This is a genomic window from Collinsella sp. CLA-AA-H167 (assembly GCF_040095305.1).
GTDB lineage: Bacteria > Actinomycetota > Coriobacteriia > Coriobacteriales > Coriobacteriaceae > Collinsella.
In genome coordinates this window covers 1-11,515 of sequence record NZ_JBBNGA010000019.1, presented here as the reverse complement: position 1 = coordinate 11,515, position 11,515 = coordinate 1, and the positions used below count along the sequence as shown (strand labels likewise).

General features: G+C 57.5%; 10 protein-coding genes and 1 tRNA gene. 10 read left to right on the top strand and 1 reads right to left on the bottom strand.

Going from position 1 to position 11,515, the window contains the following annotated elements:
• Nucleotides 1–240 precede the first annotated feature (240 nt).
• From AAAT03_RS09705 to AAAT03_RS09685, 5 genes are all read left to right on the top strand, one after another.
• Nucleotides 241–1,230 carry a PTS sugar transporter subunit IIB gene (locus tag AAAT03_RS09705; protein WP_089573275.1) on the top strand — a complete coding sequence of 330 codons (990 nt, stop codon included), beginning with the start codon at nucleotides 241–243 and terminating at the stop codon, nucleotides 1,228–1,230.
• 18 nt (nucleotides 1,231–1,248) lie between these two features.
• Nucleotides 1,249–2,067 (top strand): PTS mannose/fructose/sorbose transporter subunit IIC, encoded by an 819-nt coding sequence (locus AAAT03_RS09700; RefSeq protein ID WP_117564943.1) that lies wholly within the window; start codon nucleotides 1,249–1,251, stop codon nucleotides 2,065–2,067.
• 16 nt (nucleotides 2,068–2,083) lie between these two features.
• Nucleotides 2,084–3,004 (top strand): PTS system mannose/fructose/sorbose family transporter subunit IID, encoded by a 921-nt coding sequence (locus AAAT03_RS09695; RefSeq protein ID WP_117564942.1) that lies wholly within the window; start codon nucleotides 2,084–2,086, stop codon nucleotides 3,002–3,004.
• Nucleotides 3,005–3,124: 120 nt separating this feature from the next.
• Nucleotides 3,125–3,523 (top strand): DUF956 family protein, encoded by a 399-nt coding sequence (locus AAAT03_RS09690; RefSeq protein ID WP_117564941.1) that lies wholly within the window; start codon nucleotides 3,125–3,127, stop codon nucleotides 3,521–3,523.
• Nucleotides 3,524–3,563: 40 nt separating this feature from the next.
• Nucleotides 3,564–3,639 (top strand) — tRNA-Arg (locus AAAT03_RS09685).
• Nucleotides 3,640–4,083: 444 nt separating this feature from the next.
• On the opposite strand, the gene AAAT03_RS09680 is transcribed toward AAAT03_RS09685, so the two are convergent.
• Entirely contained in the window at nucleotides 4,084–4,317 is a 234-nt protein-coding gene (locus AAAT03_RS09680) for a helix-turn-helix transcriptional regulator (RefSeq protein ID WP_349103221.1), read from the bottom strand.
• 137 nt (nucleotides 4,318–4,454) lie between these two features.
• Between AAAT03_RS09680 and AAAT03_RS09675 the strand changes: the two genes are divergently transcribed.
• The 5 genes from AAAT03_RS09675 (at nucleotide 4,455) to AAAT03_RS09655 (ending at nucleotide 11,246) form a co-directional block, all read left to right on the top strand.
• Nucleotides 4,455–7,805, top strand: a complete 3,351-nt coding sequence (locus AAAT03_RS09675) for a CAP domain-containing protein (protein ID WP_349103220.1) — start codon at nucleotides 4,455–4,457, stop codon at nucleotides 7,803–7,805.
• Nucleotides 7,806–7,870: 65 nt separating this feature from the next.
• Nucleotides 7,871–8,515 carry a hypothetical protein gene (locus tag AAAT03_RS09670; protein WP_349103219.1) on the top strand — a complete coding sequence of 215 codons (645 nt, stop codon included), beginning with the start codon at nucleotides 7,871–7,873 and terminating at the stop codon, nucleotides 8,513–8,515.
• Nucleotides 8,516–9,203: 688 nt separating this feature from the next.
• The gene (locus tag AAAT03_RS09665) at nucleotides 9,204–9,737 is read left to right on the top strand and encodes a hypothetical protein (RefSeq protein WP_349103218.1); all 534 of its coding nucleotides are present in this window, start codon (nucleotides 9,204–9,206) and stop codon (nucleotides 9,735–9,737) included.
• Nucleotides 9,734–10,933 carry a relaxase/mobilization nuclease domain-containing protein gene (locus AAAT03_RS09660; protein WP_349103217.1) on the top strand — a complete coding sequence of 400 codons (1,200 nt, stop codon included), beginning with the start codon at nucleotides 9,734–9,736 and terminating at the stop codon, nucleotides 10,931–10,933. The genes AAAT03_RS09665 and AAAT03_RS09660 overlap by 4 nt, the downstream gene beginning before the upstream one ends.
• A 187-nt stretch (nucleotides 10,934–11,120) precedes the next feature.
• Nucleotides 11,121–11,246 (top strand): hypothetical protein, encoded by a 126-nt coding sequence (locus AAAT03_RS09655; protein WP_255413117.1) that lies wholly within the window; start codon nucleotides 11,121–11,123, stop codon nucleotides 11,244–11,246.
• Nucleotides 11,247–11,515 lie beyond the last annotated feature (269 nt).

The window sequence follows — 11,515 nt, the reverse complement described above, 5'->3', positions numbered from 1 at the left end:
CCTCCCTCCATCGCGGGCCGGGGGATTCCGGCCCCTCTGGGGTTGCCTACCCGGATTCGCGCCTCAGGACTCAGCGCAACGCGTTGCGCTGAGTCCTGAGGCTGTTGCAGTGAACATGAGAATCAAGAGTTTAAACAAATAATGCTACCTTTTGCAGTTTTTCAAACAATTCTGCTGTATTTGCAGCTATACTCCATAACTGTCGTGTAGGAATTACGTAGACAAAAAGGAGGTTATGTGATGGTAAGTATTGTTCTTGCTAGCCATGGTGACTTGGCGGCTGGAATCAAGCAGACGGGCTCGATGGTCTTTGGCGATCAGCCGTCTGTTGCCGTGGTCTCGCTCGAGCCGAGCATGGGCCCCGACGACTTCCGTGCCAAGGTCGAGGAGGCAATCGCTTCCTTCGAGGACCAGGAGCAGGTGCTCTTCCTCGTTGATCTGTGGGGCGGCACGCCGTTCAACCAGATCAGCGGGCTCATCGAGGGCCACGATTCCTGGGCTATCGTCACCGGTGTCAACCTGCCTATGCTCATCGAGGCATATTCGCAGCGCTTTGACGCAAAGAACACTGCACATGCGATCGCAAAACATCTCGTGACTGAGGCTAAGGCCGGCGTGCGCGTCAAGCCCGAGTCCCTGGAGCCCGAGGAGAAGAAGCCGGCTGCGGCCGCCGCTGCTCCTGCGGGTGCCATTCCTCCGGGAACGGTGATCGGCGACGGGCACATCAAGATCGCCCACGTCCGTATCGACACGCGCCTGCTGCATGGTCAGGTGGCCACCACGTGGACCAAGCAGATCAACCCCAACCGCATCATCGTGGTCTCCGACGGCGTTGCTCACGACGAGCTCCGCAAGACCATGATCGAGCAGGCTGCCCCTCCGGGAGTCCACGCCAACGTCGTGCCTATCAAGAAGATGGCCGAGGTCGTCAAGGACACGCGCTTTGGCGACACCAAGGCGATGCTGCTGTTCGAGAACCCGCAGGATCTGCTCAGGGCCATCGAGGCCGGCGTCGACATCAAGGAAGCCAACATCGGTTCCATGGCCCACTCCAAGGGCAAGGTCGTCGTCACTAACGCTGTCGCTATGGGCGATGACGATGTCAAGACCATCGAGGCTCTCAAGGCCAAGGGCGTCAAGTTCGAGGTCCGCAAGGTTCCTTCGGATTCCTCCGAGGATCTCGACGCCATGTTGAAGAAAGCTAAGGCCGAACTGGCCGCTCAAGCATAGTAAAGGAGGGTCCGATACATGTCTGCAATCACTATTCTGCTTGTTGCGATTGTCGCGTTGCTTGCCGGTATGGAAGGCATTCTGGATGAGTTCCAGTTCCATCAGCCGCTCGTGGCATGCACGCTTATCGGTCTCGTAACCGGTCACCTTCAGGAGGGCATCCTCCTGGGCGGTTCGCTCCAGATGATGGCCCTTGGCTGGGCTAACGTCGGCGCCGCCGTCGCGCCTGACGCCGCTCTGGCCTCGGTCGCTTCTTCGATCATCATGGTGCTCGCCCTCAACGGCGGCGCCACCGATTCGGCCAAGGCCGTTACCGCCGCCATCGCCGTCGCCGTCCCGCTGTCGGTCGCTGGTCTGTTCCTGACCATGATCTGCCGTACCCTGGCTACCGCTATGGTTCACGCCATGGACGCCTGCGCCGAGAAGGGCGACTTCGCCGGCATCGAGCGTTGGCAGTACGCCGGCATCCTCATGCAGGGTGTTCGTATCGCCATCCCGGCAGTACTTCTGTGCATCATCCCGGCCGAGGCCGTTACCAACGCGCTTAACGCTATGCCCGATTGGCTGTCCGGCGGCATGGCTGTCGGCGGCGGCATGGTCGCTTCCGTCGGTTACGCCATGGTCATCAACATGATGGCCACCAAGGAGACCTGGCCGTTCTTCATCCTCGGCTTTGTCCTTGCTGCCATCCCTCAGCTCACGCTGATCGCCCTTGGCCTCATCGGCATCTCCCTTGCCCTCATCTACCTTGGCCTTAAGGATCTGGCCAAGCAGGGTGGCGGCATGGGCGGTGGCTCCGGTGACCCGCTCGGCGACATTCTGAACGATTACGAGTAGGAGGGGAGTGATACATATGGCAGAGAACAAGATTCAGCTCACCAAGGCTGACCGTAAGAAGGTTTGCTTCCGTCATCAGTTCCTTCAGGGCTCGTGGAACTACGAGCGTATGCAGAACGGCGGCTGGTGCTTCGCAATGATCCCTGCGATCAAGAAGCTCTACACCAGCAAGGATGACCAGATTGCCGCTCTTAAGCGCCACCTGGAGTTCTATAACACCCACCCCTATGTTTCCGCCCCCGTCATTGGCGTTACCCTCGCCCTCGAGGAGGAGCGCGCCAACGGTGCTCCGATTGACGACGTCGCCATTCAGGGCGTCAAGGTCGGTATGATGGGCCCGCTCGCCGGCGTCGGCGACCCCGCCTTCTGGTTCACCCTTCGCCCGATTCTGGGTGCACTGGGCGCTTCCCTGGCCCTGTCCGGCAGCATCGCCGGTCCGCTGCTGTTCTTCTTCGCGTGGAACATCATCCGTTACGCCTTCCTGTGGTACACGCAGGAGTTTGGCTACAAGGTCGGCTCCTCCATCGCCAAGGACCTCTCCGGCGGTCTGATGGGCAAGGTCACCGAGGGTGCTTCCATCCTGGGTATGTTCATCATCGGCGCCCTGGTCGAGCGCTGGGTGTCCATCTCCTTCACCCCGGTCGTCTCCAAGGTCACGCAGTCCGCTGGCGCCTATATCGACTGGGCCAACCTGCCCGCCGGTTCTGAGGGCATCAAGCAGGCATTGACGATGTACAGCTCTGTCGGTGCCAACGCACTCGACCCGGTGAAGGTCACCACGCTTCAGGCCAACCTCGATCAGCTCATCCCCGGCCTTGCCGCCGTGTGCCTGACCCTTCTGGTCTGCAAGCTCCTCAAGAAGAAGGTCAGCCCGATCGTCATCATCCTGGCTCTCTTCGCCGTCGGCATCATCGGTCGCGTCTGCGGCTTCATGTAAGCACGCTTCGGCTTAAGACCGAGAGTTGCTAGGCAAGGGCTTTTGAGCCATTGAAACGGACCGCACCCGGTGGGTACACTGGATGCGGTCCGATTGTTTTTATTGGAGGGCGAGGCGCGTATGGCGCAATCTCAGAACAGCACGGTCGATCTGGCAACGCCGGCAACCTGCCTGATGGGGCTTACCAGTCACGGTAACGTGATGGTGGGCAATAAGGCGTTTGAGTACTATAACGAGCGTAATCCCGAGGATTATATCCAAATCCCGTGGGACGAGGTCGACTATATTGCCGCCGAGGTTTTGCGCGGCACCAAGAAGATTACGCGTTTTGCCATCTTTACCAAAGAGAATGGCCACTTTACGTTTTCGACGCGCAATGACAAGGAAACGCTTCGCGCGGTGCGTAAGTACATTGACGAGGACAAGCTCGTTCGTTCGCCCGACTTTATCGATGTGACGGCCAAGGGCGCCAAGAGCATCCCCTCCGTCATCAAGAACCTTTTCCACAAAGGCAACTAGCCATTGGTAGCGGTGTAAATCTGCTACACTAGTACAACATGCCTCCGTAGCTCAGGGGATAGAGCACCGCTCTCCTAAAGCGGGTGTCGACGGTTCGAATCCGCCCGGGGGCACCAGGAAAATCGCAGGTCAGGAGTTATTTTTGCTTCTGACCTGTTCTGGTTTTAGGGCTAAGAACTGCTTTTGTTTGTAAATCTGGTAAGTAAATTATTTAACTTACCGAGTTTTCCACTGAAAACAGGAAATCACCATTTTGGGGATAAAAAGTTTTCAACAGCCGTTAGTCGGTTCCATTTTGGTGATGTGCTTCCCTCTTTTGGGTAAATAATTTCACCATTTTGATGATTTGACTGCTTTGAGTTTTTGATAAAAACGCCTGTTCAGAAGCTTGTGCTATACCCATTTTGGTGAGACCAATTAATAGAGAAATATACTATAAAGAAATAGGGACGGCGATGCCGTCCCCTTCGCTCGCAAAGCTCGCTGCGCGGTCACGTGCCGTGACCTTGCCGCCGGCTACGCCGTCGATTGATACGCTCACTGCGTTCGCTGATGATGGACTAATCCGATTTATCAGTGACACCAGTCATAAGTGCAGCAATTGATATGTTGAATCCATTGGCAATTTTAGAGAGGTTAGAAAGACTGACATTTCTTCGCCCAACCTCTATCGAGGCGTAGTAAGACCTGTCCATGCCGATGTGATTCGCAAATTGCACTTGAGAGTAACCAGACTCTGATCTTAGTTCTTTGCAGCGTAGACCAAAGGATTGTTGTAGCGGCGAGATATCCATGACAAAAAGAGTCATGGATTGTTGTATAAAAGCCAACGGACTATATACAACAATCCCTGTTAAGGCGCATAATTATCTCTATTGGAAAGCACTCTGATGCCCAGTCGGATAGGGCACGGAAAAGGAATGGAATAGCAATGACTCAGGGAAAGCACTTCGCTGCCGGCGGCGATCACTTCGCCGCACTGCCAAACAAAAAGATTCACACTCCGAAGGGGATCGCGCGTCTGACCGTCACCGCGGCGACCATGGCCGCCATGACCGGATCGAGTCTCATCTCACCGTTCACGGCATTCGCCCAGACCGGTGACGGGACCACGCAGCACCCCGCCGTGATGTCGCCGATCGCCGCCCATGCCGGCGCGGCATCCGGTACCGGCGCGAAATCCGCCGCACAGACCATCGCGGACCTGCAGAAGGCAGTCGACGAGGCGAAGGCGAAGGAGGACGCCGCCAAGGCATCCTACGATGAGGCCGCCGGTCCCTACAACGAGGCGGCTTCCGCCCGCGACCAGGCCAAGGCATCCTACGATTCGGCAGTCAGCGCCGGCACGGCAGCCGACCGAGCGGCAATGGACGAGTATGCCCGTCAGGTCGCGGAGGGCAAGGACGCCGCCGATGCCGCCGGCAAGGACCTCGAGCAGGCGAAGGCGGGTCTCGCAGACGCCAAGGCGGATGCGTCCGAGAAGGACGAAGCGTACCAGTCCGCCCTCAAGGCGGCCCAGGATGCCAAGGATGCCCTCGATAAAGCCAAGGCCGATGCCGTAAGCGCCACCCCGGAGGCAATCAGTGCCGCCGAGCAGGCCGTGCGCGACGCCCAGGCTGCCGTGGACAGGGCACAGGCCAATCTCGCCAACGCCAACGCGACGCTTGCCGATGCCCAGTCCAAGCTGGTTGCGGCCCAGTCTGCAAAGGATTCCGCCGATGCCGTCCTTACTGCAGCCCAGCAGAACAAGGACGCGGCGGATGCGAAGGCCGCAGCCGCCAGCGCCGCCTACGAGAAGGCGAAAGCCGACCTCGCCGCAGCGGAGGCAGGCGCCAGCGGCCCGGAGTACGATGCGGCAAAACAGAAGGTCGCGGACGCGGAGGCAGCCCTCGCCGCCGCTCGAGCTGTGCAGTCCCAGTGCGAGTCCGAGCTCGAGCAGGCGCAGTCCGCTGCAGCAACGGCGCAGACCGAGTTGAATGATGCCCAGGCATCCCTCTCTGCGAAGCAGCAGGCCGCGGTCGATGCCGCGTCCGGCGTGAACGACGCCCAGTCCGCACTCGATGCCGCGAACTCCGACCTCGATGCGGCCAAGCAGGCGAACGCCGATGCCATCGCCAAGCTGGATGCCGCGAAGCAGGCTGTCAAGGACGCCGAGTCCGCCAAGGCAGCCGCCGACGTAGAGCTCGCGAACGCCAAGACCGCAAAGGATACCGCTGACGCGGCCGTGACCGCCGCCCAGCAGAAGGTCGACGAGGCACAGGCGAAACTCGACTCCGCCGACGCACAACTCAAGCAGGGAGCCATCGGCTTCTTCAAGGCCATGGGTGCCGATTCAGCCATCGAGATCATCCAGAACTGTACACACAAGGACTACACCGAGGTCGGAAACAGCCTCGATGCGACCAGTCTCGACAACATGCTCGCGGCAATCCCGTACATGAAGTCCATCAACGAGTATCGCAAGTCCGTCGGTCTCTCCGAACTCCAGGTCACCTATAAGCTCATTGCAGCGGCGATAGCCAACGCAAACTATTCCGATGTCAAGTTTGGACATTCCATGCAGTTCGATACGACCGAAAACCTCGCATGGAATTATGGAACCGATCCGAAACCGCAGTGGGTTGACCAAGAAAAGGCTTTCTTCGATCAGGCGGTTCAGGAGCTCTATGGCGTCACCGGTCTAACCGGTAAGGATGCCGTAGATTTCTACAAGACGCATAGCGGGATTGAATCCTATGTCAACCAGCACTTCAAGGTTGCCGGATATCCCGCAACCGTCGGTCACTACCTGCATGTCATCAGCCCCGAAATCGGCTATATGGGCATGGCAGTCTGCAGCAAGGGAACCTTGAACGGCTGGCAGACCGACAGCCTCGATACCGCAAACCTTGGTTGGGCAGGTTCAGGCTGGAACATGAATCCCATGTCCGTCGACGAGTACGAGCAGAAGCTGACCTCCTATATCAACGGCCTCAAGAACGCCAAGAGCGCACTCGACGTAGCCAAGGCCGATCTCGCATCCAAGAAGCAGGCAGCCGCCGGCGCCGCCACAACCGTCCAGCAGAAGCAGGTCGCGGTGGATTCCGCACAGGCAGGTGTCGATGCCGCAAAGCAGGGTGTTGCCGATGCCCAGCGTGCCGTCGATGCCACCAAGGCTGATGTCGCCGCCAAGCAGCAGGGCGTCACGGATGCCCAGACCGAGCTTGATGCGGCGAAATCGGACCTCGATGCCGCCAACGCGGCAGTCGATACGGCAAAGTCGACCGTCCAGCAGAAGCAGGTCGCCTTTGATGCTGCCAACGCAGCCGTAATGACCGCACAGTCTAAGTTGGATTCCGCCAAGGCGGACACCGCTGCTAAGCAGCAGGGCGTGGACGATGCGAACGCCGACCTCGCGAAGTTCTTCCAGGACGTCGCCGACGCCAAGAAGGCGGTCGATACCGCAAAGAGCGTCCATGACGCGGCGGCAGCCGACCAGGCCGAGAAGGCGGCAGTCCTCGCAGCCGCCAAGCAAAAGGCGAACGGCACCGCACGCGCCCTCGCGGATGCCCAGCGTGCCGTCGATGCCGCAAAGGCCGACACCGGCGTTGCCGCCGATAGGCTCACCGGCTCCCAGACCGATCTTGTGGGCGCACAGTCGAACCTCGACATCCTCACCGGTCTTGCCGCGAAGCTCGCAGAGACACAGCAGCGCGAGCAGGATGCAGTAAAGGCTGTCAATGACACCAAGGCTGCGCTCGATGCCGCGAAGGCGGATGCCATCGCCGCCGAGTCCCTGGTCTCCGCCGCCGAGCAGGCAAAGGCGCAGGCAGACGCCAAGCTGTCGAAGCTGAACTCCATCGATGCCGGCGCGGCGATCGCTTCCGGCCATGATGTGAACGCGGATGACGCCCTCAACGCGCTTTTCGCCGCAGCAGTCGAGGCACGTGCCAAGGTCGCTCCTGCCAAGGCCATCCTGGACGAGAAGCAGGCCGCGGTGGACGGGCTCCAGTCCGGCTATGATGCGGCACTCGCCGCCTACGAGCAGGCGAAGTCCGACCGCATCGCAGCGGAGCAGAAGCTTTCCGATGAGATCGCACGACAGGAGGCAAAGGAGGCGGCAAAGCAGCAGGCGGCATACACCCCGAAGCACCTCGCCGGCACGGATACCGCCCAGCCCGGCAACCTCGCCCAGACCGGTGACCGCGCGGGACTCATCGGCGAGACGTTCGTCATCGGCGGTACCGTCCTCGTGGCAGCCGGCGTCTTTCTCAATCAAAAGAAGCGCCGCGAGCAGATGTAAAAGCGAACCGGGCGTTGGATACCGGCTAGTGTCCAACGCCCGGTTTCATGGACAGGGAGATCGGTGTGAGAACAAATGCTATTATCGTTGCGCTTCTGGTGTGCCTTTCGGCACCTCAACTTGGATGTGCCAGCGTTGCAAAGCAAGGAAGCGGCTCTACGGAAAGGGCTGCCACAGCGGTAAAGAATAAAGACAAAAAGAAGCCAAGCGAAGAAAAGGCGACGCAGGCCTCTGGAGCCAAGACCGAGGAGAAGAAAGAATCCGACGACAAGGACCAGAAGTCCGATGACTCCAAGAAGGAGGATAACAAGTCTTCCGATTCCTCGAAGTCGGACAGCAAGGGCGATTCCTCCCAGTCCAAGCAGAATTCCGGCAATTCGCAGGGCTCTGGCAGCAACAATTCCTCTTCCAACGGCGGTAGCCAGAAGAAGTGGGTTGCCGAGCAGGGCCACTGGGAGACTGATTACAGCCAGGTCTGGGTGCCGAATGTGGTATATACGCGTCATGAACGTTACATTTGTAGTGCATGCGGTGCATCTTTCGACTCTATAGCCGCTTGGTCAGCTCATAGTGACGCAATGTGGGAACAAGGTCAAGACCATGGAGCATATATCAATGATTCGTATACTACCTCTGAGGACCAGGGACATTATGAACAGAAGGCTACGGGGCAGCATTGGGTCGTCGATGTTGCTGGTCACTGGGAATAATGGACATATGTTCCTCTCCTCTTACATTCGGTAAATGATTATTTATTTGTGGGCGGCCGGTTCGGCCGCCTTTTTTAGACGCCCAGTCTGGGAGCAAACGATAGGAAAGCAATCAAACGAGAGGCTGTTCCAAAAGAATCCGGCGGTGCCGGATGCTTCGGGCAAAAACTTCCGCAAATCGGTAAGGTCTTCCATCAACTTGCTCCAGCCCTCGCCCGGAGTCCGCTGCGCGGTAATGCAAACACTCGGCATCCCTCGCATTCGCATTACCGCTCCGCTCTCGCTACAGCGAACTTTCAACACTCAGCATCCTTCGCGTTAAAAATTCGCTTCCGCTCACGGTCTTCACTTTCGCTTCGACAACGCGAGGCACCTCGCTTGGAATGAGGCCTCTCATTCCATGTCTACACTGCGTTCCGCCCAATCGCCGTACCGGTGATTGCAAGATGACTGTGGGTGGCATTTTTGTGGGCCCATTCGGACCCCAAAAACACCACGCCACAGACCTTGCTTATCGCCTGCTGCGGCGATAAGGTTATCGTGAAGTTGAAACTTCGCGATGAAGAATCGCGGCGACGATTCTTCATTTTTGGAACGACGCCAGCCGTTCCTCATCAAGGAAAGCGAATCGCATAGCAGGTTTTGATCGGAGGCCTCTCCGATCACTGATTCGTTTTCCGGAGGAATCATGAGCAGGCTCCGCCCACACACCATCAAGGCGTCTCTTTCCGATGAAGAGAAGAAAGTCATCACTGCAATCGCAAAGCGACATGAGATGAGTGAGGCGGAACTCATACGCTTCACTTTGTGCAATACCGACGATCTCGATATCGATTTTGGTCTTGCGGAAATCGCTGATCAAAAATCCCGAACCGATGACATTCACGTCCGGGTCTCGCCGGAAGAAAAAAAGATAATTGAAAGCAATGCTGATTCCCTCGATATGACTGTCAGTTCGTATGCTCGTCGCGTACTACTCAAAGGGAATGTTGAGAAAATCGATCTCGATCGGGCGTCGATCGACAAGATTTATCACGAGCTTTTAAAGGAAGGAACAAACCTTAATCAGCTCATGTACTTCGTAAATGCACAAGGTCTTCCGGCGTATAACGAGAAGGCGGTTTTCCGAACACTTGAGAAGGTCTATCAAGTTGGGCGTAAGCTGGACCGTTTCATCGACGAGCTCGAGAAGCGCTATTTCGTCGGTGGTGATGTGAAATGACGGTTATCAAACAGAAAAGCGTTTCGAGCGACCGTTACGCAAAGAACGTCCGTAAATACATCAACGGAAAAGATGCGCTTGCGCGTGGCGGCTGGAACATCGAATACAGCGATCGCTGGTTTTCGAAAATGGATAGAACCAGAAAGGTTTTCCATCACGACAAACCGTCGAGAGCCGGAGCCAAAAACGTAATCCTGCTTCATCAGATCCTCGCGTTCCTTCCGGAAGAATGCTCATGCAACGGGGGCAAGATGACCCCCGATGCATGTTTGGCCTACGCGGAGCAATGGCTTGCGAAGTACTATCCGCATCAACAAGTGATTCTCGCGCTGCACGAAGAAAGCGATAAGGCGGGAAAACGCTACGCAGTGCACATGGCGATCAACCGTACCGATTTGTTAACCGGCAAGCGTTGCGAGACGGGCGGGCGGCATGGAAAGTACGAACGCGCCTCATGGGTCCGCGAACTCGATAAGGACTGGAATCTCGCCCAGCTCGAAAAGGGAAAGAAGAATTCGAAGATTCGCGATCGCCAGCCGCGCGATATTGAAAAGGAGATTGTCGATCGCGGAGAGTACAGTTATAAAAACAATCTGCGCGAGCTGATCCATATTGCAATCAACGACTACCACCCGAAGAATATGGAGCAGTTCAAAAAATTACTTGCCTCATGGGGCGTAGACATTTTCATCAAGAACAATCGTGTCTATGCGACAGATCTTGATATCAAAGAGGCCGGCAACCCGAAGTGCACTTTCAACCTGACCCGTCTTGACGGTCGGTTTGCGGTCAAGCAACTTGAGGCGGCCTTCAAAAATAACGTGCTTGAAGCCGAGCGAGCCCTTCCATACGAGAAGCGCTGTGAGATCTACATCCAACGGCTTAAAAAAGCGTATTCGGCGTGGGTCGAGCAGGCAAAGGCGAGCAAGGGCGTCGCCTACAATCTCTTCCCTAAGTTCATCGCACCGAAGTGCGATGAAGATCTGCTCGAAGATCCGTCGGTTCGCGATGAGCTTCTTGCGCGTCGCGGCTACGCAAGGGAGATTCGCAACCGCTATTCCGGCGACGTTGTCGATGCCGGCGACGACCGTGTTCGCGCCGCCGGCCAGGCGCACAGCGGTAGCGCCGTGTCGCGACAGATGGACGATCGCGTTGTCGATCGCGGTGATTTCTCACGCGGAGACACGCCTCGCTAGTTTTGGAAAGCCTATCGTCGGTGCCCTAGCGCGCTGCCATCCAGTGCCGATTCTTTCATGCTCGCAATTCGGCGAGGGTGAGGAGTATGAATTGATCGGCGGGAGTCAGCCGCTCTGATAGAATCGTCCTTGCTGGCGGCAGCCCTCGTGCCGGGCAGAGCCCTCCATTTGATGGGAGGTGATGCCCATGACCGATTTCACCGAGCTCGTGAAGCTCCTGACCGCTATGGTCTCGCTCCTCACGGCCCTTGTCGGCCTTTCCAAGGCACTCAAGCAGGGCTCGAAGCCCAAAAAGAAAGGCCACCGTCGCTAGGACGATGACCCAACTTCATTAAGCAACGGCTCTGCCCAGCTCTCTACAACTTGGGCTGCCGTCGGCACCATTTTACCCTCCTGACGAGCAATTCGTCCATATTTCAAAAATCAAATCCTGTTCGCGCGTGGGCGTAAACTTTTCCTTGATTCTCATGTTCACTGCAACAGCCTCAGGACTCAGCGCAACGCGTTGCGCTGAGTCCTGAGGCGCGAATCCGGGTAGGCAACCCCAGAGGGGCCGGAATCCCCCGGCCCGCGATGGAGGGA